General features: G+C 69.8%; 25 protein-coding genes. 13 read left to right on the plus strand and 12 right to left on the minus strand.

Annotated elements, in window-relative coordinates; all coding sequences use genetic code 11:
• Nucleotides 1–162 precede the first annotated feature (162 nt).
• Nucleotides 163–855 (plus strand): DUF4333 domain-containing protein, encoded by a 693-nt coding sequence (locus tag ABZ824_RS06755; RefSeq protein ID WP_356962065.1) that lies wholly within the window; start codon nt 163–165, stop codon nt 853–855.
• Nucleotides 856–1,286: 431 nt separating this feature from the next.
• Here ABZ824_RS06755 and ABZ824_RS06760 read toward each other — a convergent pair whose 3' ends face one another.
• Complete coding sequence (locus ABZ824_RS06760; RefSeq protein ID WP_356962067.1) at nt 1,287–2,252, minus strand: 5'-3' exonuclease; 966 nt, start codon at nt 2,250–2,252, stop codon at nt 1,287–1,289.
• 84 nt (nt 2,253–2,336) lie between these two features.
• On the opposite strand from ABZ824_RS06760, the gene ABZ824_RS06765 reads away from it, so the two are divergent.
• Nucleotides 2,337–3,464 carry a Xaa-Pro peptidase family protein gene (locus tag ABZ824_RS06765; RefSeq protein ID WP_356962069.1) on the plus strand — a complete coding sequence of 376 codons (1,128 nt, stop codon included), beginning with the start codon at nt 2,337–2,339 and terminating at the stop codon, nt 3,462–3,464.
• A 41-nt stretch (nt 3,465–3,505) separates the two neighbouring features.
• On the opposite strand, the gene ABZ824_RS06770 is transcribed toward ABZ824_RS06765, so the two are convergent.
• The gene (locus tag ABZ824_RS06770; RefSeq protein ID WP_355077580.1) at nt 3,506–3,949 is read right to left on the minus strand and encodes a PPOX class F420-dependent oxidoreductase; all 444 of its coding nucleotides are present in this window, start codon (nt 3,947–3,949) and stop codon (nt 3,506–3,508) included.
• Nucleotides 3,950–4,050: 101 nt separating this feature from the next.
• On the opposite strand from ABZ824_RS06770, the gene ABZ824_RS06775 reads away from it, so the two are divergent.
• From ABZ824_RS06775 to ABZ824_RS06790, 4 genes are all read left to right on the plus strand, one after another.
• On the plus strand, nt 4,051–4,806 hold the full coding sequence (locus ABZ824_RS06775; protein ID WP_356962070.1) for an SDR family NAD(P)-dependent oxidoreductase: 756 nt from the start codon (nt 4,051–4,053) through the stop codon (nt 4,804–4,806).
• A complete protein-coding gene (cbiE, locus tag ABZ824_RS06780) occupies nt 4,803–6,068 on the plus strand; it encodes a precorrin-6y C5,15-methyltransferase (decarboxylating) subunit CbiE (protein ID WP_356962072.1) in 1,266 nt (421 codons plus the stop codon). The genes ABZ824_RS06775 and cbiE overlap by 4 nt, the downstream gene beginning before the upstream one ends.
• 79 nt (nt 6,069–6,147) lie before the next feature.
• The gene (locus ABZ824_RS06785) at nt 6,148–6,765 is read left to right on the plus strand and encodes a hypothetical protein (protein ID WP_356962073.1); all 618 of its coding nucleotides are present in this window, start codon (nt 6,148–6,150) and stop codon (nt 6,763–6,765) included.
• Nucleotides 6,762–7,511, plus strand: coding sequence for a cobalt-precorrin-6A reductase (locus ABZ824_RS06790; protein ID WP_356962482.1), 750 nt, complete (start codon nt 6,762–6,764; stop codon nt 7,509–7,511). Before ABZ824_RS06785 ends, ABZ824_RS06790 begins: the two co-directional genes overlap by 4 nt.
• A 30-nt stretch (nt 7,512–7,541) precedes the next feature.
• Here the strand turns inward: ABZ824_RS06790 and ABZ824_RS06795 are convergent, their stop codons facing one another.
• From ABZ824_RS06795 to ABZ824_RS06815, 5 genes are all read right to left on the minus strand, one after another.
• Entirely contained in the window at nt 7,542–8,072 is a 531-nt protein-coding gene (locus ABZ824_RS06795; RefSeq protein WP_355077587.1) for a PadR family transcriptional regulator, read from the minus strand.
• A gap of 57 nt (nt 8,073–8,129) precedes the next feature.
• Nucleotides 8,130–8,525, minus strand: coding sequence for a hypothetical protein (locus ABZ824_RS06800; protein ID WP_356962075.1), 396 nt, complete (start codon nt 8,523–8,525; stop codon nt 8,130–8,132).
• 35 nt (nt 8,526–8,560) lie between these two features.
• Complete coding sequence (cobJ, locus tag ABZ824_RS06805) at nt 8,561–10,114, minus strand: precorrin-3B C(17)-methyltransferase (protein ID WP_356962077.1); 1,554 nt, start codon at nt 10,112–10,114, stop codon at nt 8,561–8,563.
• Nucleotides 10,111–10,746: a precorrin-8X methylmutase gene (locus ABZ824_RS06810; protein ID WP_356962079.1), complete on the minus strand. Its 636-nt coding sequence runs from the start codon at nt 10,744–10,746 to the stop codon at nt 10,111–10,113. The genes cobJ and ABZ824_RS06810 overlap by 4 nt, the downstream gene beginning before the upstream one ends.
• Nucleotides 10,747–10,846: 100 nt before the next feature.
• Entirely contained in the window at nt 10,847–11,284 is a 438-nt protein-coding gene (locus ABZ824_RS06815; protein ID WP_043726335.1) for an Lrp/AsnC family transcriptional regulator, read from the minus strand.
• Nucleotides 11,285–11,421: 137 nt separating this feature from the next.
• Here ABZ824_RS06815 and ddaH point away from each other — a divergent pair, with 137 nt between their 5' ends.
• On the plus strand, nt 11,422–12,267 hold the full coding sequence (ddaH, locus tag ABZ824_RS06820) for a dimethylargininase (protein ID WP_356962081.1): 846 nt from the start codon (nt 11,422–11,424) through the stop codon (nt 12,265–12,267).
• A gap of 12 nt (nt 12,268–12,279) precedes the next feature.
• Here the strand turns inward: ddaH and cobG are convergent, their stop codons facing one another.
• Entirely contained in the window at nt 12,280–13,485 is a 1,206-nt protein-coding gene (cobG, locus tag ABZ824_RS06825) for a precorrin-3B synthase (RefSeq protein ID WP_356962083.1), read from the minus strand.
• A gap of 44 nt (nt 13,486–13,529) precedes the next feature.
• Nucleotides 13,530–14,414, minus strand: coding sequence for an alpha/beta hydrolase (locus ABZ824_RS06830; RefSeq protein ID WP_356962085.1), 885 nt, complete (start codon nt 14,412–14,414; stop codon nt 13,530–13,532).
• A 495-nt stretch (nt 14,415–14,909) separates the two neighbouring features.
• On the opposite strand from ABZ824_RS06830, the gene ABZ824_RS06835 reads away from it, so the two are divergent.
• The 3 genes from ABZ824_RS06835 (at nt 14,910) to ABZ824_RS06845 (ending at nt 17,379) form a co-directional block, all read left to right on the plus strand.
• Nucleotides 14,910–15,974 (plus strand): hypothetical protein, encoded by a 1,065-nt coding sequence (locus ABZ824_RS06835; RefSeq protein ID WP_356962086.1) that lies wholly within the window; start codon nt 14,910–14,912, stop codon nt 15,972–15,974.
• A gap of 154 nt (nt 15,975–16,128) precedes the next feature.
• On the plus strand, nt 16,129–16,911 hold the full coding sequence (locus ABZ824_RS06840) for an SAM-dependent methyltransferase (protein ID WP_356962088.1): 783 nt from the start codon (nt 16,129–16,131) through the stop codon (nt 16,909–16,911).
• A 27-nt stretch (nt 16,912–16,938) separates the two neighbouring features.
• A complete protein-coding gene (locus tag ABZ824_RS06845; protein ID WP_355077603.1) occupies nt 16,939–17,379 on the plus strand; it encodes a nuclear transport factor 2 family protein in 441 nt (146 codons plus the stop codon).
• 64 nt (nt 17,380–17,443) lie between these two features.
• Here the strand turns inward: ABZ824_RS06845 and ABZ824_RS06850 are convergent, their stop codons facing one another.
• On the minus strand, nt 17,444–17,908 hold the full coding sequence (locus ABZ824_RS06850) for a hypothetical protein (RefSeq protein WP_356962089.1): 465 nt from the start codon (nt 17,906–17,908) through the stop codon (nt 17,444–17,446).
• A gap of 68 nt (nt 17,909–17,976) precedes the next feature.
• A complete protein-coding gene (locus ABZ824_RS06855) occupies nt 17,977–18,228 on the minus strand; it encodes a hypothetical protein (protein WP_356962090.1) in 252 nt (83 codons plus the stop codon).
• An 83-nt stretch (nt 18,229–18,311) separates the two neighbouring features.
• On the opposite strand from ABZ824_RS06855, the gene ABZ824_RS06860 reads away from it, so the two are divergent.
• From ABZ824_RS06860 to ABZ824_RS06870, 3 genes are all read left to right on the plus strand, one after another.
• Nucleotides 18,312–18,620 carry a hypothetical protein gene (locus ABZ824_RS06860; RefSeq protein ID WP_356962092.1) on the plus strand — a complete coding sequence of 103 codons (309 nt, stop codon included), beginning with the start codon at nt 18,312–18,314 and terminating at the stop codon, nt 18,618–18,620.
• 175 nt (nt 18,621–18,795) lie between these two features.
• A complete protein-coding gene (cobN, locus tag ABZ824_RS06865; protein ID WP_356962093.1) occupies nt 18,796–22,371 on the plus strand; it encodes a cobaltochelatase subunit CobN in 3,576 nt (1,191 codons plus the stop codon).
• A gap of 166 nt (nt 22,372–22,537) precedes the next feature.
• Nucleotides 22,538–23,056, plus strand: a complete 519-nt coding sequence (locus ABZ824_RS06870; protein ID WP_356962095.1) for a hypothetical protein — start codon at nt 22,538–22,540, stop codon at nt 23,054–23,056.
• 81 nt (nt 23,057–23,137) lie between these two features.
• Here the strand turns inward: ABZ824_RS06870 and ABZ824_RS06875 are convergent, their stop codons facing one another.
• Nucleotides 23,138–24,490 (minus strand): cytochrome P450, encoded by a 1,353-nt coding sequence (locus tag ABZ824_RS06875; protein ID WP_355077609.1) that lies wholly within the window; start codon nt 24,488–24,490, stop codon nt 23,138–23,140.
• Between the last annotated feature and the right edge of the window lie 57 nt (nt 24,491–24,547).

Below are 24,547 nucleotides of genomic sequence, written 5' to 3' on the forward strand. Positions count from 1 at the left end.
GGCGTGAGCGCCGGGCACGCGGCGGGCGGCAATATCAACACGGCGGATTCGATTGTGATTTGATTTCTTTCGCGTACCGACCGTGGCGGAGTAGTCGTGTCATGCGACGAGGCCCACGCGGGGGGCTACCGTGTGTACAACGATGCGAGTGGAGGCAAGCAAATGAGCGGCCCTTACGGACCGAACGACCCCGGGGAGGGACGCAACGATCCCACCCAGCAGTGGGGTGGACAGCAGGCGCCGGGCGGGTCCGGTCCCACGCAGCAGTGGAGCGGTCAGCCGCAGACCCCGGCCTCGGCGCAGCCGACCCAGCACTGGGGTGAGCAGCAACCTCAGCAACAATGGGGACAGGCCCAGCAGCAGTGGGGCCAGCAGCCGCAGCAACCGCAGCAACCGCAGTGGGGCCAGCAGCCCGCTCAGGGCCAGCAGCCGCAGTGGGGCCAACCGCAGCAGCAGGACTGGGGCCAGCAGGGGCAGCAGCCGCAGTGGGGGCAGCCGCAGCCGCAGTGGGGCGCTCCCGGACAGCAGCCTCCGCAGCAGGGCGGCAAGAACAAAGGCCTGATCATCGGGCTGTCGGTGCTCGGTGTCGCCGTGGTCGGCGCGATCGTCGCGCTCGTGCTCGTCTTGACCGCCAAGGACCAGTTGGACCAGGCCGCCGTGCAGGACGGCGTGAAGAAGGTGTTGTCGGATTCCTACGGCATCCAGGACATCAGCGACGTCTCCTGCCCCTCCGGCCAGGAAGTCAAGGTCGACGCCACCTTCGAATGCAGCGTGAAGGTCAGCGGCGAGGCCAAGAAGGTGAGCATCAAGATCACCAAGGACGACGGCACCTACGAGGTCGGTCGCCCCAGCTGAGCTGTTTTCGTTTCTCCAGCGCCCGCGGCGCTGGGTGTTCGCGGCCCTCTGATGGCTCGCGTTTGCGCGAGCCGGGCCGCGGACGGCGGATGCTCGGTCTCGCTTCGCTCGGAACCTGTGGCAGAGGTGAGCTGGGAGTGTCAGGCTGTGCGCGGACCTCGGCGTTCGCTTTCGCCAGCGGAGGGAAGCCATACCGCCGATTGGTGGCGGACCTCAGAGTGGTTTCGGCGACGGTAGTGCAGACGGGGGTGAGCAGGAGTGGTCGCGTGCAACTGCCGCCGATGGCTTCGGTAGCGGACACCGATGCTGGTCGAGGCGGGTGTCAGAGCGGATGCCGCTCTCGTTCGGCAGCCACGAGCCGCGAGTCCGAACGTCGAGTGCTCGGTTGCGCATCGGATGGCTCTTCGCGACGGGTGCGACCAGCTTCCGGGTCAGGCGGTGCGGGTGGCGAGTGCCGTGATCAGGCGGGTGACCGGGCTTTCCGCGTTGTAGGCGGTGGCGAGGGCGTGTAGGCGGGCCGGGTCGGCCGGTTCGGTGGGGAGGACGTCGTCGCGGGACAGGGCTACCTCGGCGTCGCAGACCACCCGCACGACCGGTGCGGCGGCCTTCAAGTAGTCCTCGGCGGCGCGCAGCCGGGCACGCACGCCTTGCGACAGGTCGGCGCCGGGGTCCTCGACGGCCGCGACGAGGGCGTCCAGGGAGCCGAAACGGGAGATCAAGGCGGCGGCGGATTTCTCGCCGATGCCCGCCACTCCGGGCAATCCGTCCGAGGCGTCGCCGCGCAGCGTCGCCATGTCGGCATAGGCCGGGCCTGCGTTCCGCTGCGGCACACCGTACTTCGCCGACACCTCGGCCGGGCCGAACAATTCCGCCTTGGCCAGCCCCCGTCCGGCGTAGAACACCCGTACCGGTGGCGCGGGCTCGTCCCGGACGAGCTGCAGCAAGTCACGATCGCCGCTGACCACGACCACCTCGTCGGCGCGCTCACGAGTCGCCAGGGTGCCCAGCACGTCGTCGGCTTCCAAGCCCTCCGCCCCTCCGGTCGCGATCCCTGCGGCGTCGAGCACCTCGAGGATCATCTCGACCTGCGGGGTGAGCCTGTCGGGAACGGTCTCGGCGCCGGGTGCGGCATCGGGCGACGTGTCCAGCCGGTGTGCCTTGTAGGACGGGACCAGCTCGACTCGATACGCCGGGCGCCAGTCCAGATCCAGGCACACCACCAGTCGGCTCGGGGCGAACCGGGTGATCAGCGACGCCACCATGTCGGTGAAACCACGCAGCGCGTTCACCGACCGGCCGTCGGGTGCGGTGATCTTGTCGGGGATGGCGTGGAAGGCGCGGAACCACAGACTGGCTCCGTCCAACAGCAGCAAGGGCCCACCGGAAGCAGAGGTCACGGGCTGAGGCTACTCGGTCGCACCGACACCACCCTGGCGAAGTTCGGCGTTCGCCGGGCCCGCCCGGCGGGTAACGTCGGACGAATGAGCTCGCATACGGATTCGAGGTTCGCGGCGGACGTCTACGGTGCACGGCTGGAGCGGGCGGTGGAGCTGATGCGGGCCGCCCACCTCGATGCCCTGCTGATCACTCCCGGCCCCGACCTGCGCTACCTGATCGGCTCGGCGGCCGAGTCGTTCGAGCGACTGACCTGCCTGGTGATCCCCGCCGACGGTGCGACGCCGTCGGTCGTGATCCCGAAATTGGAGCTGGCGTCGCTGGAGGGCTCCGCGGCGGGCGAACTGGGTCTGCAAGTGCTGGACTGGGTCGACGGAACCAACCCGTACGCGCTGGTGAAGTCAGCGCTGCACGTGGGTTCCCGGGTGGCCGTGGCCGATGTCATGCCCGCACTGCATCTGCTGCCGCTGGCCGAGTCGTTCACCGGCCTGCCGGTGTCCGCCACTCCCGTCCTGCGCGAACTGCGCATGATCAAGGACCCGGCCGAGGTGGACGCGCTGCGCCGGGCGGGTGCGGCGATCGACCGGGTGCACGCGCGGATGGGCGAGTTCTTGCAGGTGGGGCGTACGGAGGCGGAGGTCGGCCGCGATATCGAGGCCGCGATCGTGGCCGAGGGGCACACCGAGGCGGCGTTCGTCATCGTCGGCAGCGGTCCGCACGGGGCGGACCCGCATCACGGCGTGTCCGAGCGCCGGATCGAGGCAGGCGACGTGGTGGTCGTCGACATCGGCGGTCCGGTCGAACCCGGCTATTACTCCGATTCCACCCGGACCTATGTCCTGGGCGAGCCCGATCCGGAAATCGCCGCCCGGTTCGCCGAGCTGGAACGCGCGCAGGCTGCGGCGGTCGCGGCCGTCCGCCCGGGCGTCACCGCGGCCGCGGTGGACGACGCGGCGCGAAACCCCTTGACCGAAGCCGGTTTCGGGCCCGCATTCGTGCACCGCACCGGACACGGCATCGGCCTGTCGGTGCACGAGGAGCCCTACATCGTCGCGGGCAACGACCTCGTCCTGCAGCCCGGCATGGCATTCAGCGTGGAGCCCGGCATCTACTTCCGCGGCGAGTGGGGCGCGCGCATCGAGGACATCGTGATCGTCACCGACGAAGGCGGTGAATCCCTGAACAAGCGGCCGCACGGCCTGACGGTGCTGTGATCGACGGCTGACGGCGGCGAGGAAGGCGTCCGGCGGAGGCGCTAAGCGCCCGCGCCGTTCCCGCCCGCCGCGCCGTCCCCGGCCGGTGCGACCAGCGTGCTGCTGGACAGGACGCGCCGGACCTGGATGGCGATCACCACGCGGGTCGGGTTCTCCCGGGGCACACGATAACGACCCGCGTACCGCTCGACCGCCTCGGCCACCTCGTCGGGTGCCTCGAGCACGGTGGCCGGGCCCTCCAGCGTGAGCCACCGGATGCCGTCGACCTGGCTGACCGCCGCGTAGCCGGAGCGGCGCACGTTGCGTACCTTCACCGACCCGTCGTTGGTGATCACGCGCGCGATCCCGGCCTCTTGGTCCCAGGTGAATCCCACCGCCACCACATGGGGCGTTCCGTCCGCACGCAAGGTCGTCAGCGTGGCGAGGTGCCGTTCGGCGACGAACTCGAGGGCGGCGGGCGAGAGCTCAGCAGTACTCGTCGGCATCCTCCGACCGTAGCCGTCGGCGCCCGCCCCCGCCGCACCAGCCCGAACCGCGCCGGTGCGCGATGACGAGCTCCGCCCGTGCCAATGACAGACTGAGGCGCATGGGAACGCGTGGTTTGTCCGACGGGACCGTGCTGCTGCTGGGCGGGCGGAGCGAGATCGGACTCGAGGTGGCGCGACGGCTGGCGCCGGGACGAGCGGTGGTTCTGGCGGCCCGGCGCAGCGGCGAATTGGACGAGCAGCGCGCGGAGATCACGGCGGCGGGCGCGAGTGAAGTGCACACCGTCGAATTCGACGCCGACGACATGGCGAGTCATCCGGCGTTGCTGGAAAAAATCGCCGCCGAGCACGGGCCGATCGGGATCGCGGTGCTCGCCTTCGGTGTGCTCGGCGATCAGCAGCGCGCCGAGCGGGATCCCGCCCACGCGGCGGCGATCCTGCATACCGACTTCGTCGCCCAGGCCGGCGTTCTCACCACGGTGGCGAATCTGCTGCGCGCGCGGGGGGCGGGACAGATCGTCGTGTTCAGCTCGGTCGCCGGTGTGCGGGTCCGGCGCGCGAACTACGTCTACGGTTCGGCCAAAGCGGGACTCGACGGATTCGCCTCCGGTCTCGCGGACGCCCTGCACGGCACTGGCGTGCGGTTGCTGCTGGTCCGTCCCGGGTTCGTGATCGGGCGGATGACCGAGGGGATGTCCCCGGCGCCGTTCTCCAGCACCCCGGATCAGGTTGCCGACGCGGTGGTCAAGGGTCTGCGCCGGGGCGCGAGCCGAGTCTGGGTGCCCGGAATCCTGCGGCCGGTGTTCTTCGCGATGCGACTGCTGCCACAACCGATCTGGCGCCGGATGCCCCGATGAGCGCCGCGCCCGGGTCGTGGACAGGAACACCGGTCACGGTCGTCGGAATCGGCGCCGACGGCTGGGACGGCCTCGGTCGCGCCGCGCGGGAGGCCGTCGGTGACGCCGAGGTCTTGTTCGGTTCCGTGCGCCAGCTCGCGCTCGTGCCGCCCACCGTGGCGGCGCACCGGGTGACGTGGCCGTCGCCTCTACTGCCTGCGCTGCCCGGCCTGCTCGAACGGCATGGCGGGGCGCGGTTGTGCGTCCTGGCCAGCGGCGATCCGATGTTCTACGGAATCGGCGTCACCTTGGCTCGATTGCTGGGCGCGCAGGCGCTGCGGGTGCTGCCGCAACCGTCTTCCGCCTCCCTGGCCTGCGCCCGCCTTGGCTGGCCGCTGGCCGAAACGCCGGTGGTCAGCGTGGTCGGGCGTCCGTTGGCGACGGTGCTGCCCGAGCTGGCCGACGGCAGGCGGCTGCTGGTGCTCAGCGCCGACGAGCACACACCGCGGGATCTGGCGCGACTGCTCGGAGGCCACGGTTTCGGCGGTTCGGAGCTGACGGTCCTCGAGCAACTGGGCGGTTCCGCCGAACGGCGCCGCGCCGGAATCGCGCAGCAGTGGGAACACCCGCCGGGCGACCCGCTGAACGTCGTGGCGATCACCTGCTCGGCCGACCCGGACCGGCCGCGCGCCACCCGCCTGCCCGGACTGCCGGACGAATTGTTCGGCGGCGACGGCCAGCTCACCAAGCACGAGGTCCGCGCGCTGACGCTGGCGGCCCTGGCGCCCGCGCCCGGGGAATTGCTGTGGGATGTGGGCGGCGGTTCGGGCAGCATCGCCATCGAATGGTGCCGGGCGCATGCGGGGAACCGGGCCGTCGCGTTCGAGCGGCTCGAGCGCAGGCGACGCCAGATCGCCGACAATGCCACGGTTCTGGGCGTGCCGCACATCCAGGTGCGCGGCGAAGTGCGTGGCGAACTCGCCGCCGATACCGGAATCGCCGCGCCCGACGCGATTTTCGTCGGTGGGGGCCTGACCCAGGATGGCGTGCTCGAGACATGCTGGGCGCAGTTGCGGCAGGGCGGCAGGCTCGTCGCGAACGCGGTCACGGCGGAATCGGAATCGTTGCTGCTCAACTGGTCGAACGCCCAGGGCGGCATATTGCGGAAGTTCCAGATCTATCGCGGGGAACCACTGGGCTCCTTCACCACCTGGCGTCCGCAGCTTCCGGTCACACAGTGGTCGGTGGTGAAAACCGCGCGATCCTTCCCCGCGGAGGCGTGAACACGTTACCGGTCACGCGGTAGGGTCGGGACCGAGTTCCGATCATTGATCGGAAATCCGATTCCTGTTGGGGAGATAGATGAGATACAAGAAGTTCGCCGCTACCGCATTGCTGGCTGTCGCCGCTACCGGAGTCGCCGCCGGTACTTCCTACGCCGCCCCGGTGCCGCCCGCGGTGCAGGACCAGGCCGCTGCGGCGCCCACCGTCACCGGCAGCGATCAGGGCGTCGGTTACGCGCTGCAACTCGCCGACGCGGGCAAGTCGGTGGTCACCAGCGTGACCGGTGGCGCGTTCAGCGTCGACACCGACAACCGGGCGGTCACGCTGAAGAACTCCGCGGGCGAGACCGTCACCAGCATTCCGCTCACCGCGACGGCCAAGGGTCAAGAGGTCCGGATCGCCGCGGCCGTCGCCGACGAGGGCAGGCAGCTCACGCTGACGCCGCAGGTCGCGCCGACCGCGAACGCGCCGGTCGCCGCCGAGTTCATCGGCGCGCAGGAGTGGTTCTTCGCCGAACTTCAGCGCGCCTCGCTCGGCGCTCTGGTCGGTGGCCTGATCGGCGCCGCCATCGGCATCGTGTTCTTCGGTGTCGGTATCCTGCCGGGCGCGGTGCTCGGCGCGCTGATCGGTCTGGCCGTCGCGGGCGGGCCGTCGCTGCTGAACGCGGGTATCGCCTACTTCAGCGGCCAGCCCTGAGAGTTCTGATTCTGGGCGGCACCCGGGAAGCGCGGGAGCTGGCCCACATCGCTTCCGGCGAGCGAGGATTCGAGATCGTGTCCTCGCTCGCCGGTCGTGTGCGCGCACCCTTGCTGCCCGAGGGCGAGGTCCGCGTCGGCGGCTTCGGGGGCGCCGAAGGACTGCGCGCCTGGCTCGCGGCCAACGACGTGGCCGCGATGGTCGACGCCACCCATCCGTTCGCGGCGGCCATCAGCGCCAACGCGGCAGTCGCCGCGCGAGCTTCGGGTGTGCCGCTGGTGCACCTGCGCCGGCCCAGGTGGGTCGAGCAGGCAGGCGACCGCTGGATGCGTGTACCTGATCTCCCCGCGGCCGCGACGGCAGTCGGCACGTTCGGCGAGCGCGTGTTCCTGACCATCGGCAGACAAGGCGTCGACGCCTTCGCGGGACTCGACCGGCCCTGGTTTCTGATTCGTGCCATCGACCCGCCGGAGGGCGCGCTGCCGCCGCGGCACGAATTGCTCCTCGCCCGTGGGCCGTTCGCGGTGCAGGACGAAGCGCGGCTGCTCGCGGAGTATCGGATCGACGCGCTCGTCACGAAGGACAGCGGCGGGGAGCAGACGGAGGCCAAACTCGCCGCCGCCCGCGCCGCGGGCATCCCGGTGGTCGTGGTGGACCGCCCGCCGCTGCCCGAGGGCGCGCGGATCGTGGAATCCTCTGCGCAAGCGCTGGATTGGCTGCGCATCCGGCGAGCCCGGCGCGGCTGAGACGTTCCGGCTCGCGACGAGCCGGAGAGATCAGCCGCCGAGAATTTCCGGCAGATGATCGAACCAGTCCAGCACCGTGCGCTCGTAGCGAATCCCGAAATCCAAGGTGGCGCGGGCGAATGCGGTCTTACCTTCCGGGTCTTCGGCGAGATACCGGGTGAGCCGGGCCTGATGGATCTCCCGGTTGGCGGCGATGATGCCGTCGAGCCGATCGCGATCGAGATGCTCGCCGAAGGAGAGCGTGAGCAGCAACGGCACCCGGATGGTTTCCCCGCCGGGATCGCGGACGACCCATTCCAGGAACGCTTCCCGGCCCGCGTCGGTGATGTGGTAGGGGGTGCGCTCCCTGGCGCCGGTCTCGCCCTTCTCGACGAGTCCCGCCGCGTCCATGGTGGCGAGTTCCCGGTAGACCTGGCTCTGGGTGATGGTCCAGAAGTCGCCGATGCGCTCCTGGGCCTCGGTCACCAAATCCCATCCCGACATCGCGCCTTCGTGCAGAAATCCGAGCAACGACGCCGCCGTCGAGTTCAGTGGTTTGCGCTTGGTCGCGGTGTTGGTCAACGACTGCTCCCTTCGCTCTCAACATTCCATAATGGAATGTTACCGGAACGTGGTGGGTCAGGCGTCGCCGGTCAGCTTGTCGAGCCGGGCGAGCACCTGCGCCATTCCCTGCTCCAGCCGTGCCTGTCCTTGTTCGAGCTGCGCCTGGCCGCGAGCGAGCGCGGCTTGGCCCTGTTCCAGACGGACCTGTCCTTGTTCGAGCACGGTCACCCTGCGGTTGAGTTCGCCCACATTCTCGCGCAGGTCTCCGACGTCCTGGCGCAGCTCGCCGACGGCTTCGTCGAGGGTTTCCGCGCGCAGGTCGATCCGGCCGATGCCGTCGAGCGTCTTCCTGGTCAGCACCGCGAGTTCGTTGAGGACCTCGCCCTGTTCGTCGAGTGCCTGTTCGCTCGCGGTGGCCCTGGCCTCCAAGGCTCGGGCGCGCAGCGTCAGCTCCGACAGTGTCGCGGCCAAGGTCCCTCCGATCTGCTTCGGTGCGTCAGGCGATACTACGCGTCGCCGGCGGCCGCGTCGCGCGTGCGGCCGTAGCGGCGGGAGGTGAAGACCCGGGTGCCCGTACCGGTTTCCAGCGCCGTGGTGGTGGACGCGCCGACGATCAGCAGCGTCCGCATGTCCACCTCCGCGGGGTCGAGGTCGCCCAGCGGCACCACCCGGACCGACTCGGTGGGCCCGCCGACGTCGCGCCCGATGACGACGGGCGTGTCGGGCTTGCGATGCTCCAGCAGCAGATCCCGCATCGCGCCCACCTGCCAGGTGCGTTGCGAGGATGCCGGATTGTAGATCGCGATCGCCATGTCGGCCGCAGCGACCGCCGAAAGGCGCTGCGCCACAACCTCCCACGGCTTGAGTCGATCGGAGAGCGAGATCATCGCGTAGTCGTGCCCGAGCGGCGCGCCCACCCGGCTGGCCACCGCGTTGGCCGCGGTGAGCCCGGGCAGCACCCGCACCGGCACCGCGCGCCACTGCGGGTCGGCGGATTCCTCCAGCACCGCCGCCGCCATCGCGAAGACACCGGGATCCCCCGAGGAGACGACCGCGACCCGCGCGCCACGCTTGGCCAGATCCAAGGCCATGGCCGCGCGCTCGGACTCGACCCGGTTGTCGCTGGGATGACGACGCTGGCCCGGGCGTTCGGGCACCCGGTTCAAATAGGTGGTGTAGCCGACCAGGTCGGTCGCCTCTGCCAATGCCGCGCGCACCTCGTCGGTGGTCCACTCGGGCGCGCCGGGACCCAGGCCCACCACCACGACCTCACCGACCCCCTCGGCATCGCGGTCACGCTGAACGGTCTCCTCTTCGAGGCGGGGCAGCGGCGTGGTCGGCTCGGGACCCGGCACGAGGGTGATGGCGAAGTAGGGCACCTCGGCGTCGTCCACCGCGCCCGCGTGCAGCACGCGCTGTTCGGTGGTGCTCGCGCGCTCGATGTAGTACGCGCCCGCGAGTCGGCCGGAATCTGTAAGAGCCTGGCGCACACCGGGATACGTGCGTCCGAGTTTCATGATCGCGGCGGCGTCGGTGCTGCGCAGCCGCCGGGTGAGCTCGTCGACCGGCATGGTGCCCGGCAGCACGGTGAGCACCTGCTCGCCCTCGACCAGCGGTGTGCCCAGCGCCGCCGACGCCGCGCTCACGGACGTGATGCCGGGGATGATCTCGGCTTCGAACCGGTCGGCCAGGCGCCGGTGCATGTGCATATAGGAGCTGTAGAACAGAGGGTCGCCCGCGGCGAGCAGCGCGACCGAGCGGCCCGCGGCGAGGTGCTCGGCCAGCCGCTCGGCGGCCTGTTCGTAGAACTCGTCGATCGCACCCTGATAACCGCCGGGATGGTCGGTTGTCTCGGTGGTCACCGGGTAGACGAGATGCTCTTCCAGTTGGCCGGGGCGCAGGTACGGCGCCGCGATACGGCGGGAGATGCTGCGGCCGTGGCGCGCGCTGTGGAACGCGATCACGTCGGCCGCGCCGATCACGTTGGCCGCCTTGACCGTCACCAGTTCCGGATCGCCCGGACCGAGTCCGACGCCCCACAGCTTGCCCGGAGTGCTCATTCCTGTTCGCTCGCAATCGCGTTCAGCGCGGACGCGGTGATGGCGCTGCCGCCGCGCCTGCCGCGCACGGTGAGGTATTCGACGCCGCCGAACTCGATCAGCGCGTCCTTCGATTCGGCCGCGCCGACGAAGCCGACCGGAATGCCGAGCACGGCGGCGGGCCGGGGCGCTCCCGCGTCGAGCAGGTCGAGCAGGTGGAACAGCGCCGTGGGCGCGTTGCCGATCGCGACGACGGCGCCGTCGAGACGGTCGCGCCACAGTTCGAGCGCGGCGGCGGAGCGGGTTGTGCCCCTGGCGGCGGCCAACTCCGGCACGCGCGGGTCGGCGAGGGTGCACACCACCTCGTTGTCGGCGGGCAGTCGTTTCCTGGTCACGCCGGAGGCAACCATGGTGGCATCGCAGAGAATCGGCGCGCCCGCGCGCAGCGCCGCCCGCGCCGAGGCGACGACGCCGGGGGAGAAGGCGATGTCCGCGGCGAGATCCACCTGACCGCAGCCATGGATCATCCGCACTGCCACCTGCGCCACGTCCGGCGGGAATCCGCTCAGATCGGCCTCGGCGCGGATCGTCGCGAACGAGCGACGGTAGATCTCGGCCCCGTCGGTCAGATAGCTGGCACGTACGTCGGACATGCGGTCCACCATATGGGTGCGGGTCCGGACAGATCGGTCCGGGTCGGGCGCTTCGCATCCCGGGCCCGGCGGCCGGACACCGAGGGGCGGGGCCGCCGGATCAGGTCCGCGGACGCTCGAGAATCCGGGACATGACGATGGCGCTGCGGGTACGCCCCACGCGCGCGTTCTCCCTGATCCGTTCCACGGTCACCTCGATCTCGGCCATGTCGGTGGCCATCACGTGCACCAGCGCGTCGGCCTCGCCCGCGATCGTCCACACGCCGACCACCTGCGGGATCGGTTCGAGACTGCGTTTGAGTTCGGCCGGGGAGATGTTGTCGCGGTAGTACACCTCGACGTACGCCTCCGTCTTCCAGCCCAGCGCGGCGGGATTGACCAGCGCGGTGAACCCGGTGATCTGCTTGCCCGCCACCAGCCGGTCGACTCGCCGTTTCACCGCGGGCGCGGACAATCCGACCACGCCGCCGATCTCCTGGAACGAAGCCCGCGCATTCTTCAGCAATTGCTCGAGAATCCGCCGGTCGAGGTCGTCCACGTCACACCTTCTCTCGCCTTGCACAACAATTCGCTGATTTTTGCCTTCCATACGCAATGAATCGTCATTTCTAGCGCAATGCTAGGCGACTTACCGTCATGACAGCTGAAAGTCCACGCTCACTGCCGGGAGTTCCGTTGACGTCTGTAGCCACCCTCCCCCTCGAGTCCACCGCCCGACGTTCGTCGCCGCGCCGGTTCGTGATGTGCCGTCCCGACCACTTCGACGTCACCTACTCCATCAATCCCTGGATGAATCCCGCCGAGCCCGTCGACCGCTCGCTGGCCATCACGCAGTGGGAGAGATTGCGCGCCACCTACGCCGAACACGGGCACACCGTGGAGGTGGTGCCCGGTGTCGCGGGCCTGCCCGACATGGTGTTCGCCGCCAACGGCGGGTTGATCGTCGGCGACCGCGCCATGTCGGCTCGCTTCACGCACCCCGAGCGTGCCGCGGAAGGCCCGGCCTACCACGCCTGGTTCGCCCGGTCCGGCGTGGCGAACCTGGTGGCCGCCGCGGAATGCAACGAAGGCGAAGGCGACTTCCTCCTGGTCGGCGACCGGCTCCTGGCCGGAACGGGATTCCGCAGCTCACCTGCCGCGCACGAGGAGGTGTCGCGCCACTTCGGTCTGCCCGTGGTGTCGCTGGAACTGGTCGATCCGCGCTTCTACCACTTGGACACGGTGCTGCTTCCGCTGGACGCCGCGACCATCGCCTACTACCCGCCCGCCTTCAGCCCGGCGGCGCGCGCGGTGCTGGCGGAGCTCTACCCCGACGCGATCGTGGCCACCGACGCGGACGCGGCGGTGCTCGGGCTGAACGGGGTCTGCGACGGCGCGAACGTCTTCCTCAGCAGCGCGGCCACCGACCTGAGTGAAGCCCTGCGTGCCCGTGGCTTCCATCCGGTGGGGATCGAGATGTCCGAGCTGCTCAAAGCTGGCGGCTCCGTCAAATGCTGCACCCTCGAGATCCATGGCGGGTGACCTGCCGGAATCTCAGGGAACGCGGGGCGGCCGGTCGACGCGATAACCCTCGCTCGTGGCGACGATGTCGGTGACCTCCCCCTGGGGACGGCCGCAGCGACGATCGCAGCCGGACCAGTGCTGGCGGCCGGCCACCGCGACCTCCGCGGCGGACATCGTCCGCGGGAGGCCGAGCGGATCGGCGGGCCCCGGCAGCACCCGGCCTGCGCCGACGGCGTCCGCCGCGTCGGCTCGGACGTCGGTGTGCGACTTCGCGCAGCCCGGCTGCCCGGCGCAGGCGCTGACCAGCAGCCAGGGCGAGTCGGCGTCGAAGATCAAGCCCATCGGCGCGAGCACGCGCACCACCTGCTCGGCGGTCCACTCCGGCAGGTCGGTGACCACCAGGCTGCGCCACGGCGTGAGGAAGACCGGTCGTTCGACCGCGGCGAGGAATTCGGCGGTGCGGGCGGGCAGGGAGCCGAGGCGAACGCCCATGCCGAGGGCGACCGATCCGTCGTCCTGCTGCAGCCAGCCGATCGGAATGTCCGGTGTGGCGGGGAATTCGAGTTCATCGGCGCTCGGTGCCGAGCCGAGGCGATCGATGACGCGTTCGGCGCCGTGTTCGATCTCGTGCAGCCGCCACCGGCCGCGGTCCGCGCCGCGCAGATCCAGGAATGCTTGCGCGGCGGCGAGTACGACGTCCACAGCGTCGGCTGCGGACAGCCGCAGGCCGCTGTCGCCGCCCGCCAGCAGCAGCGCGAACTCGTCTGCCCCGACCGCGTGCACGCCGATGTCGGGGCCGAGGCCGCTGACATCGCCGCGTCCGTCGTCGAGGGTGAACAGCACCCGGCCGGGCAGGTCGGCCAGCCGCGGCGCCGCGAGCAGGCCGGTGTCCAGCGCGCGAACCAGCGGGCGCACGTCCGCCAGGCCGCCGATCCGGCCGGACAGCGGCGAGGCGATGATGTTGCGCACCCGTTCGTGCGTGGTGCTCGGCAGGAGACCCGCGGCCACGAGCCGGTCGGTCAACGCTGCGGCATCGCTCACCCGGCGCAATTGGACGTTGCCGCGCGAGGTGAGCTCGATATTGCCGTCCGTCAGGTCGTGCGCGGCCTCCGCCAGTGCCTGTAGCTGTGCGGGCTCCAGGCGACCGCCGGGCACGCGAATCCGGGCCAACGGCCCGTCGGCCGCCTCGTGCAGCCGCAGTACGCCCGGGCAGGAATCAGGAGCACGTCGTGTCATAGCGACTCCAGCCTACGGACGCGGCTGCCGGGCGGAACGGCCGGTCACTGCCCGATCGAACGCACCCAGTCGACGACGGCGGCCCGGTATTCGGCGGTGTTGCGCGCCAGATTGACCGAATGCCCGCTGCCGGGCAGCACGAAGGTGCGCAGTCGTGCCGCCGGGCCGAAGAACGGCGCTTCGGTGGCGCGCAATGTCTCGGCATCCGCGCAGACGGCGTACGCGGGGCCGCACGAGAGCCGGTCCCGACTGCCGTTGACGACGAGAACCGGGACATCGATGAAGTTGCTCATCGGGGGAAGGGTGGAGGTCAGGCCGTCGGGATACTCGGTCGGCGAGAAGACCTCCTTGGTGGCCTCGTCCACCGCGAGAACTTCGGGGTCGGCAGTCTCGGGAGCGAAGAAATCGGCCGCGCGGGTACCGGGCCGCGTCGCCAGATAGCCCGCGTCGTAACCGCGCCCGGCGAATTGTGGATCCTCGGCGGCCTGGTGGTAGGTGGAGATGACGCCGAGCACCTCGGACACGTTGAGCGCGTGGGAGTAACCGGTGAGCAGGACGCCGTCGACGTCCTGGTAGGTGGTCGCCTCCAGGACATCGATGCCCGAACTGAGGGAATGACCTCCGGTGATGACCTTGCCGAACGGGGGCGCGCCCGCAAGTCCGGCGCGCAGGGACCGGACGATGTCGTGCAGGGCGCGGGCGGAGACCGTCGCCGTCACCTGCGCGCTCGGTGGGCGGGTGCTCGCACCGTTGCCGAGCCGGTCGACCACCAGCGTCGCGATGCCCGCGGCGTTCATCGCCCGCCGGAAGCTGTAGGTCTCCGGAGCGTAGGGGAAATCCCAGTACGTGGCGTTGTAGTTGGAACCCGCGATCAGCACCATGACGGTGTCGGTGGCGCGCGCCGTGGGGGTGCACAAGGATCCGGCCATCTCTCCGAGCGGAACGGGGATGGAGACCGCTGTGCAACGACCCGGCGCGGTGTCTTCGGCGTGGGCAGTGCTCGGTGTCAGGCAGAGAAGTATGGCCGCCGCGGACACGGCGATCGACCGTAGCGAGGTTCGCACGCGACGCAGGCTATGCGTGAACTTCGCCGCGCGCAATACCCGCGGACGCCGGATCCGGTCCCGCGTGGCGTCCGTAAAACATTTTCCAGCAGGCGATTTCGGTGTGCGACCCACGTGCTGCCTCGGACGCCAACGGGCTCCGGATATTCGTGAACGCCGTCGATCGCGAGTGCTGCCCATGGCCGTATGCCGCCAGTCCCGGCGGATCGTGCCGCTGGTTGCCCGGCGAACGGCGATACCGCGCACAATGTTCCGTGGCTATCGCATAGTTGATGCCGCACGCGTGTACTCGGCCGCGCCCGATATCGCTTCGGGACAGCGGATGTCCGGGACGACGCGATGGACAAGGAGCGCGGAAACGTGGGTGCGACGGGACAAGGGGCGGGTACGCGGACGGTGCACTTCGTCGGAAGTTTTCCGGCCGAAAGCACGGACGTCGCGATGCGGGCCATGCTGGACAGTGCGGGGACGCGACTGCGTACCCTGCCGACGGGGGAGACCCGGCGCTACGAGTTCTACATCCAGCCGATCATCGAAGACCTGGTCGACCAAGGGGTCCTGGCGGTGAAGAAGCAGGGGACGTGGGGCTCGAGCAGGCAGCGGACGATCCACCGCGTGGCGCGGGGCGCCGAATTGCCCAGCGAAGCCATGGATCTCGGCTATCTCGGCGAGGCCGAGGAGGCGCTGCCGATCTTTCGCGCACTGCGCGCCGAGCACGACCTGCCCGGTCTCGCACTCCAGATCGGCATGCCGACCGATTTCACGCTGACGTTCATCGCGATGGGAGCCGCCGGCGTACGGCGGCATCGACGCGCCTTCCTCGACGCCACCGTGCGGGACATCACGGCCATTCGCGAGCTCGCCGGTGACGACGTCGTCGTGCAGCTGGAAGCCACCGCGGAACTGGTGCTCATGGCGAAGTCACAGCCGTTGCACCGGCTGACCGATCGGGTGCTGGGGCTGGGGGAGGGGATCGCGGCCCTGGCCGCGGCCGCCCCCGAAGGCACCCGTTTCGGGGTGCACCTGTGCCTCGGCAGTTTGCGCAACAAGGCACGAGGCCGGTTGCGCGATGCCCGGCCGCTGGTCGATCTGGCCAATTCCGTCGTCGGCCATTGGCCGCCGGGGCGCGTCCTGGAATACGTGCACGGTCCGCTCGCGGCGGGCGACGTACCTCCATCGGAGAAAGCGGAATTCTATGCGCCTTTGGCGAAATTGGCCCTCGATGCCGGTACGAATTTCTACGCGGGGTTCGTGCACGACGTTCCTACCGAGGCACAGCAGACGGAGACATTGCGGATCATCGAGAACGCGCTGGGCCGTCCGATCGACGGCCTCGCTTGCGCGTGTGGTCTGGGTCGCCGCCCCCGCCCGGTGGCGGATGAGCTGATGGCGCGAACGGAGTTGCTAGCGGCGGGCGGCGAGTGAGTCCGTGCGCGCGTGCTCGACAGCGCCTGAAACAACGTTCCCCGCAATGTCATTCGGTACGCGAGTGCCTTTTCAGGGCCGAGAACCGAGGCGACGGCCCGCGACTGTTTTGTTAGGATCATGATCGGGGCGATCGGGAGGTACGGTGTCCGGCATGGAGCGAGCACCGCGCGGCGTCGATCCGAACCTGCCGAATTCCGCGCGGGTATACGACTATCTCCTGGGCGGCAAAGACAATTACGAGGTGGACCGGGCGGTCGCGCACCGCATGCTGTCCATCGCCCCGGATACCCGAACCTTGGCCTGGTTCAGTCGCCAGTTCCTGGTGCGTGCGGTCCAGTCGGCCGCCGAGGCGGGGATCCGGCAGTTCATCGATCTGGGCGCGGGTATCCCGACGTCACCGAACGTGCACGAGGTCGCCCACAAGACCGACCCTTCGGCGCGGGTGGTGTACGTCGATTTCGACCCGGTCGTCTACGCGCACTGCAATGCCCTGCTGGCGCAAGCGGACGGGGTGACGGCGATGCTGGGTGACGTTCGCCGTCCGGACGACATCATCGACCGGCTGCGCAGCGGTGGTTCGATCGACTTCGACGAGCCGGTCGCGATCACGCTCGTCGGGGTCCTGCATTTCGTGATGGACGACGAAGGCCCGGCCGAGATCGTCGCTCGGCTGCGGGAGATCATGGCTCCGGGAAGCTATCTGGCGTTCACGCACGGCTCCGACGACAGCAATTCGGACTTCATCGACCAGTCGTCGTCGGATACCGCCAAATCCTCGGCCCAGGTGGTCTATCGGTCTGCGGCCGTGGTCGAGTCGTTCTTCGAGGGGTTCGAGATACTCCAGCCCGGTGTGGTTCCCCTGCAACAGTGGCTCGGCGACGACCTGCCGGAAACCGGGCTGGTACTGCTCGGCGGGGTGGTCCGCAAGGCATAGGACGGGCCCGCCGACTAAGGTCGGCGTATGTCCGAAATTTCCACTCTCGCCGACCGGCTCGCCATCGTCGATGTGATCACCAAGATGTTCGTGTACACCGACCAGAAGCGCTGGGAAGACTTGTCGGCGGAGGTGTTCACGCCGACCGTCGATTTCGACGGCGGTTTCGGCGGGCCGGTAGGGGAGCGTGCCACCGCCGACATCATCGCGGATTGGCGCACCGGGCTCGCCGACCTCGACGGGGTGCACCACCAGTCGGGCAACCATCTCATCGATCTGGACGGCGACGCGGCGCGCGTGCACGCGGACGCCATCGCGGTGCACGTCAAGAATGCCGCGACCGAGGGCAAGACCCGTACCTTCGTCGGCAGCTACTCCCTCGGCGTCGAGCGCACATCGCAGGGGTGGCGGGTCAACCGGTTCCACTACCACCTCAAGGTGATCGACGGGAACGCCGACCTGGTCTAGGCCCGCGCGAATCCTGCACGGCCGTCGTGTGATCGGTCGTGCGGGTGTCACCGGCGCGCGGTCGTCACGGTGTCGTCGTCGGTGGCGTCTCCGGTCGAGTCGGCGCCGGTTTCGCCGTCGCGCGTGAGCGCCCCGGCGCCCACACCCCGATCAGGGCCGCGGCGACGAAGGTGACAATGCCCAGCGCCGGCGCGGACTGCTGGGCGCCGTGCACGAAGGCCGATTCGGCGAAGTCGGCCAGGGGCGCGGCTTGCGGGCCGATCCGCTCGGTGACCTGCAGCGCCGCGTCCAGCGAGTCGCCGACCGGTTCGCGAATCTGCTCGGGCAGCTGCGGCAGGGCGGGTGCGATGCGGTGGCTGTACCCGGCGGCCAGGATGCTGCCGGCGATGGCGATGGCGATGCCGACCGCCGCGCCCACTTCGCGCGCCGCGTCGTTCACCGCGGCGGCGACGCTGTGTTTCTCCACCGGGGTGCCCGCGATGATCGCGGCCGTCGCGGGCGCGGTGCACAGGCCGGTGCCGGTGCTCATGACCAGGAACGGCCAGAGCAGGTCGACGTAAGTGGTGTCGACCTCGACGCGGGAGAGCGCGACGAGCGCTATCCCGATGTCACCAGCCCGCCCGCGATCGGGAGCCGCGACCCGACCCGCTCGGCGAGGCGCGGCGCCACCGCCGAGACCGCCACCATCATCGGCGCCATCGCCAGCGCCGACACGATCGGCCGGTACCCGAGGATCAGCTGCAGGAACTGGACCATCAGCAGGAAGGTCCCGAAGCATATGCAGAACTGCAAGGTCACCGACGCGGTGCCGGAGCGGGACCCTCGATCGGCGAACAGACGTAGATCCACCCGGTGATCGAGGCGCCGGGCCGCTGCGGCAACGGCTGATCGAATTGCTCAGCAGGCAGGCGGCGGTCGTCAACGAGGCCCCGTTGCAGATATCCACGCCGGCGTGGCTGGCCACCGGCGAGCGCGGCGAATCCGGGGCGGGTCCGGACTTCACCTCGCTGCGCAGGCGGCTCATCGAGCAGTACCGCAAGCCGTTCGACCAGCTCTTCGGCGATTCGGACGTGCGCGCCCAACTCGGCGATCCGGACGTGACGTTCGCGCTGACCCAGCTCGTCGGTCCGATCGTCTTCGCAAGGCTGGTCGGGCTCGAACCGATCGGCACCGCCGACTGCGCACGACTCGTGGACGACTTCTTGGCAGCCGGGGCGAGCGACCGCGACCGTCGCGGCTGATCGAGCGGGGCGCGTGGACGAGGACGATCCGGACGGCAGGTAGCATCGGCGTGCTCGGCGGACGACGAGGAAACCGGTGAAAGTCCGGTGCGGTCGCGCCACTGTGGAAAGCCAGACCCTCCCCGGCGAGCAGCGAACCCCCGATGGGCGCGTCACCCGAGGAAGGCTGCCACCCGTGATTGTGCTGTTGTCCACATCCGACACCGATCTGCTCAGTGCCCGCGCCAGCGGAGCCGACTATCGGTGGGGAAATCCGGCTCGCCTGCTGGTCGACGACCTGCCCGGCCTGCTCGACGGCGCCGATCTGGTGATCGTGCGCATTCTCGGCGGCAAACGGGCCTGGGAAGAGGGGCTGGAGGCGCTGCGCGTTAGCGGGATCCCGCTCGTCGCCCTCGGCGGCGAGATCGCCCCGGACGCCGAATTGATGGAATGCTCCACCGTCCCGGGCGGCGTCGCGGCCGACGCGCACAACTACCTGGCCGCCGGTGGCCCGGAGAATCTGCGCCAGCTGCACAATTTCCTGTCCGACACCGTGCTGCTGACCGGCCACGGCTTCGAGCCGCCGATCCAGCTGCCCAGTTGGGGCGAGTTGGATCGGGTCGCCGCTGAGCATCCCGATGGGCCGACCGTGGCGGTGATCTACTACCGCGCCCAGCATCTGGCGGGCAACACCGCCTACGTCGACGCCCTGTGTACCGCGATCGAACAGGCGGGCGCGCGGGCGCTGCCGCTGTACTGCGCGTCGCTGCGCACCGCCGAACCCGCGTTGCTCGAAACGTTGCGCCGCGCCGACGCGCTGGTGGTGACGGTCCTGGCCGCGGGCGGCACCAAGCCCGCCATCGCGTCCGCGGGTGGCGAGGACGAGGCGTGGGACGTCGGCGCGCTCGCCGACCTGGATGTGCCCATCCTGCAAGGACTGTGCCTGACCACGGGCCGCGCCCAGTGGGAGGCCAACGACGACGGGCTGTCACCGCTGGACGTCGCCACCCAGGTGGCGGTGCCGGAATTCGACGGGCGGATCATCACGGTCCCGTTCTCGTTCAAGGAATTCGACGCCGACGGCCTGTCCACCTACGTCCCCGACGCCGAGCGCGCCGCCCGTGTCGCGGGCATCGCGACGCGCTACGCGCGGCTGCGTCACATCCCCGCCGAACGCAAGCGCATCGCCGTCATGCTGTCGGCCTACCCGACCAAGCACGCCCGCATCGGCAATGCCGTCGGTCTGGACACCCCGGCCAGCGCGATCCGCCTGCTCACCGAAATGCGCTCCGCCGGTTACGATCTGGGCGCACCCGGCGAGATTCCCGGCCTGGACGAACAGGACGGGGATGCGCTCATCCACGCCCTGATCGCCGCCGGAGGCCAGGATCCCGACTGGCTGACCGCCGAACAGTTGGAGGGGAACCCGATCCGCATCGGCGCGGCGACCTACACCGCCTGGTTCGACACCCTGCCCGGCGACCTGCGCGAGGCCGTCGTCGAAGCGTGGGGCCCGCCGCCGGGCGAACTCTACGTCGACCGATCCGCCGACCCGGCCGGTGAGATCGTCATCGCCGCATTGCGTTTCGGCAACGTCGTGCTCATGGTGCAGCCGCCGCGCGGTTTCGGCGAGAATCCCGTCGCCATCTACCACGACCCTGATCTGCCACCCAGCCACCACTATCTGGCGGCCTACCGGTGGCTCAGCGCGCCCGAGGGTTTCGGCGCCGACGCGATGGTGCACCTGGGCAAGCACGGGAACCTGGAGTGGCTGCCCGGCAAGACGCTGGGTATGTCGGCCTCCTGCGGCACCGATGCCGCTCTCGGTGATCTGCCGCTGATCTATCCGTTCCTGGTGAACGATCCCGGCGAGGGCACCCAGGCCAAACGACGCGCGCACGCCACCCTGGTGGACCATCTGATCCCGCCGATGGCTCGCGCCGAAACCTACGGCGACATCTCGCGACTGGAGCAGCTGCTCGACGAGCACGCCAACATCTCGGCCCTGGACCCGGCCAAGCTGCCCGCGATCCGTCAGCAGATCTGGACGCTGATGCGCGCCGCGAAAATGGACCACGACCTCGGCCTCGCCGAGCGTCCGGACGAAGAATCCTTCGACGACATGCTGCTGCACGTCGACGGCTGGCTGTGTGAGATCAAGGACGTGCAGATCCGCGACGGCCTGCACGTCCTCGGCTCGGCTCCGGCCGGGGAGAGCGAACTCGACCTGGTGCTGGCCATGCTCCGCGCGCGTCAGCTGTGGGGTGGCGAGCGCACCGTGCCCGGCCTGCGCGAAGCCCTCGGCCTCGACGAGTCGGGAGGCGAGGCGCGTGAGCGCGTGGATGCCGTGGAGGCTCGCGCCCGCGCGCTGGTCGCGGCGTTGCAGGCGGCGGACTGGTCGCCGGAGGCGGTCGACGGTATCGCCGATGACCCGCAGGTGCGCCTGGTGCTGCGGTTCGCGGCCACGGAGGTGGTGCCGCGCCTGCGGCAGACCGGCGTGGAGATCGACCGCGTCCTGCACGCGCTCGACGGGGGGTTCATCCCGGCAGGCCCGAGCGGGTCGCCGTTGCGCGGCCTGATCAACGTCCTGCCGACCGGGCGCAATTTCTACTCGGTCGATCCCAAGGCCGTGCCGTCCCGGCTGGCCTGGGAGACCGGGCAGGCCATGGCGGAATCCCTGCTGGAGCGCTACCACGCCGACCACGGTGAATTCCCGCGGTCGGTGGGTCTGTCGATCTGGGGTACTTCCGCGATGCGCACCTCCGGCGACGACATCGCCGAAGTGCTCGCGCTGCTGGGCGTGCGGCCGGTCTGGGACGAGGCCAGCCGCCGCGTCCGCACGCTCGAGGTGGTCTCGCTCGCGGAACTCGGCCGCCCTCGAATCGATGTCACGGTGCGCATCAGCGGCTTCTTCCGCGACGCCTTCCCGCACGTGCTCGCCCTGCTGGACGACGCGATTCGCCTGGTCGCCGATCTGGACGAGCCGCACGAGGACAACTACGTCCGCGCGCACGCCCAGGCCGATCTCGCCGAGCACGGCGACCAGCGGCGCGCCACCACCCGCATTTTCGGTTCCAAGCCCGGCACCTACGGGGCGGGCCTGTTGCAGCTGATCGATGCGAAGAGCTGGCGGACCGACGACGACCTCGCCGAGGTCTACACCACCTGGGGCGGCTACGCCTATGGGCGCGATCTCGACGGCGCGCCCGCCGCGGAGGACATGCGCGGCGCGTATCGCCGGATTGCCGTGGCGGCCAAGAACACCGACACCCGCGAGCACGACATCGCCGACTCCGACGACTACTTCCAGTTCCACGGCGGCATGGTGGCCACGGTGCGTGCGCTGACCGGCAAGAACCCGGAGGCCTACATCGGCGACAGCACACGCCCGGACGCGGTGCGCACCCGGACGTTGTCGGAGGAGACGGCACGGGTGTTCCGGGCCCGGGTGGTGAACCCTCGTTGGCTCGAAGCCATGCGCAGGCACGGCTACAAGGGCGCGTTCGAAATGGCCGCGACCGTCGACTATTTGTTCGGCTACGACGCCACGACCAACGTGGTGGCCGACTGGATGTACGAAAAGCTGACGGAGAGCTACGTTTTCGACGAGGCGAACCGAAAGTTCATGGAGCAGTCCAATCCCTGGGCGCTGCACGGGATCACCGAACGGTTGCTGGAGGCGGCCGAGCGGAAACTGTGGGAACGTCCCGAACAGGACACGCTCGATCGGCTGCGGCAGGTCTACCTGGAGACCGAAGGGGAGCTGGAGTAGGGTCCGCCATCCCATTTTCCGGATTCGTCACGAAATGCGCTGTCGTGCAGGGCATCTTGGGAATGCCAACTGTCCGAAGCAGTGATGTGTAACGTCTATAATCGCTGATGTTCCATGGCTGTACCCAGGTAACGACAGATCGATTCTGCTGAGGATGGGAAAGCTCATGAAGTTCAGGAAATTGGTAGCGACCACGCTGCTGACCATTGCCGCCACCGGCGTCACGGCGGCTACCGCCTACGGGCAGGCCGAAATCTACGATCCCGCGCTCGGCGACGACGTCGTGGCCTCCTCCGTCGTCGTCGCGCCGGACCGGTCGAGCGCGACGCTGACGCTCGCCTCCGGCACGTTCGCCGTCACACCGGACGTGATCACCGTGCTCGCGCCGGACGGCGAGGTGGTGGCGACGGTGCCGACCACTCTGCGATCCGCGATGGGGCAACAGGTCGCGGTTGCTCCGGAAATCAACGCGGACGCAACGACTTTGACCCTGACTCCGGTCGGCGCCGCCATTCCGGAGCCGGGTGCGCCGCAGTTCGTCGGTGATGCCGGGAGTGCCCTGGGCGGCGTGCTGATCGGCTGCGCCATCGGCGCCGTGGTCGGTCTGATCTTCCTCATCATCGGCGTGTTCCCCGGCTGCGTGCTCGGCGGCCTCATCGGCGGTGTCGCGGGCGCGGTCCGGTAGTCGCGTCTGCGTGAGTGGTGCGATCGGCCGCTCCCGGTCTCCGTCCGGTGGCGCGGCCGATCGTGCCTCCGTGCCGAGCGCCTAGCCCGCTTGGGTCATGCACGGCTCGACGGTGAAGTCGAGCCCGAAATTGTTCAAAGTCACCGGCAGTGGAGCGTCCGGGTTGGGGCGCGGCGTGGACCGCAGCCGGAAGTCGGCCGACGTCAGCAAGTGCGCGAGCAGCGTGCTGGTGACGAACAGCACCAGGTTGCGGCCGGGGCAGTCGGCGGGGCCCGCGCTGAACGGCACGAGTTGGGGATACTGCTCCGCGCGGCCGTCCAGCCAGATCTCCGGGACGAACTGGTCGGCGAAGGGCAGCAGTTCGGCATCCCGGTGGAACGCAGGGACCGCGATCATCAGCGCGGCGCCCGCGGCGATGGTGAAGCGCTCGTCGCCGTCGCGCCACTCGGTATCGGCGGTGATGTCGCGCAGCAGCATGGGTGTGGTCGGCCACAGCCGCACCGACTCGAGGACGCAGGCGCGCAGATAACCGCGCAGGTCGACGCGTTCCGGATCGACGGCGTCGGCGAGTGCGCGGGCCTGGTGCTCGGGGTGAGTGCTCAGCACCGCCAGTGCCCGGCTCAGCGCGATGCCCGCCGCGTCGAAGGCGAACAACCAGTGCGGTATCTGCCCGACCGGATCGGTGGCGCCGCCCGCGGGCACCGCGGCCAACGCTCCGGCGAGACTGTCCGGCGAAGCGGACTCCACGTGGCGGTACAGCCGGTTGGTGAACTGGTCGCGCTGCCTGCGATGCGCAGGCGCGAGGAACGACCAGTTGCCCGCCGAGCGCAGCCGGGAGAGTTCGTCGGTGAGCACGGTGTCGTCGCGTCCTCGCTCGCCGAGCACGATCCGCCGCACCAGCCGCCACCAGCGCGTGGTGAACTGCCGCGCGTCCAGGTGGCCGCGGTGCAGGGCGGACAGGATCAACTCGCGCGCCTCCTCCGCGATCGCCTCGGCGAACGGACCGGCCAGGCGATGCAGCGGCTCGGCCGAGTCCAGCGCGGCCTCGTTCACGGCGCGGCGCTGGTCACGGATCGGTCCCTCCGAGAGCAGGACGCCGTGCGGCTGGAACTGGCGCAACGCGGCGCGCTTCTCCCGATTCGCCGGACTGAACGGCGTCGGCGCGTCGGCCAGCACCCGTCCCACGTCATGTGGATCGAGAACGACCACGATCCGGCGACCCGGCACCACGAGCTCGACCGGGCCGGCGCCGAACTCGCGCCGCAACTGCCGCACGCGCTCGATCGCCCTGGAATCGGCTCCGGTGCGTTCCAGCAGGCCCAGCACCGGCCTGCGCCGGGCGATGACACCCGAGGCGACCGAGGCGAATCCGAGATCCGCCAACGCCGCCACCGCGGGCACTCCCACCAATCGGTGTTCGCGGGTTTCTGCCATACGGCCTCCTCCCGGTGCGCTCAAGTCGACACGGTGCCGACGACCGGTCACATACCC

The sequence above is a fragment of the Nocardia sp. NPDC047038 genome (assembly GCF_040644075.1).
GTDB lineage: Bacteria > Actinomycetota > Actinomycetes > Mycobacteriales > Mycobacteriaceae > Nocardia > Nocardia sichangensis.

Bases quoted from the DNA above. Each gene is read 5' to 3' on its own strand.
- ABZ824_RS06770 (WP_355077580.1), bottom strand. From the start codon at position 3,949: ATGCCGACGAGTACTGCTGAGCTCTCGCCCGCCGCCCTCGAGTTCGTC.
- ABZ824_RS06775 (WP_356962070.1), top strand. From the start codon at position 4,051: ATGGGAACGCGTGGTTTGTCCGACGGGACCGTGCTGCTGCTGGGCGGG.
- ABZ824_RS06875 (WP_355077609.1), bottom strand. From the start codon at position 24,490: ATGGCAGAAACCCGCGAACACCGATTGGTGGGAGTGCCCGCGGTGGCG.
- ABZ824_RS06840 (WP_356962088.1), top strand. From the start codon at position 16,129: ATGGAGCGAGCACCGCGCGGCGTCGATCCGAACCTGCCGAATTCCGCG.
- ABZ824_RS06830 (WP_356962085.1), bottom strand. From the start codon at position 14,414: ATGGCCGGATCCTTGTGCACCCCCACGGCGCGCGCCACCGACACCGTC.
- cbiE (WP_356962072.1), top strand. From the start codon at position 4,803: ATGAGCGCCGCGCCCGGGTCGTGGACAGGAACACCGGTCACGGTCGTC.
- ABZ824_RS06785 (WP_356962073.1), top strand. From the start codon at position 6,148: ATGAGATACAAGAAGTTCGCCGCTACCGCATTGCTGGCTGTCGCCGCT.
- ABZ824_RS06765 (WP_356962069.1), top strand. From the start codon at position 2,337: ATGAGCTCGCATACGGATTCGAGGTTCGCGGCGGACGTCTACGGTGCA.
- ABZ824_RS06850 (WP_356962089.1), bottom strand. From the start codon at position 17,908: ATGAGCACCGGCACCGGCCTGTGCACCGCGCCCGCGACGGCCGCGATC.
- cobG (WP_356962083.1), bottom strand. From the start codon at position 13,485: ATGACACGACGTGCTCCTGATTCCTGCCCGGGCGTACTGCGGCTGCAC.
- ABZ824_RS06755 (WP_356962065.1), top strand. From the start codon at position 163: ATGAGCGGCCCTTACGGACCGAACGACCCCGGGGAGGGACGCAACGAT.
- ABZ824_RS06845 (WP_355077603.1), top strand. From the start codon at position 16,939: ATGTCCGAAATTTCCACTCTCGCCGACCGGCTCGCCATCGTCGATGTG.
- ABZ824_RS06870 (WP_356962095.1), top strand. From the start codon at position 22,538: ATGAAGTTCAGGAAATTGGTAGCGACCACGCTGCTGACCATTGCCGCC.
- cobJ (WP_356962077.1), bottom strand. From the start codon at position 10,114: ATGAGCACTCCGGGCAAGCTGTGGGGCGTCGGACTCGGTCCGGGCGAT.
- ABZ824_RS06810 (WP_356962079.1), bottom strand. From the start codon at position 10,746: ATGTCCGACGTACGTGCCAGCTATCTGACCGACGGGGCCGAGATCTAC.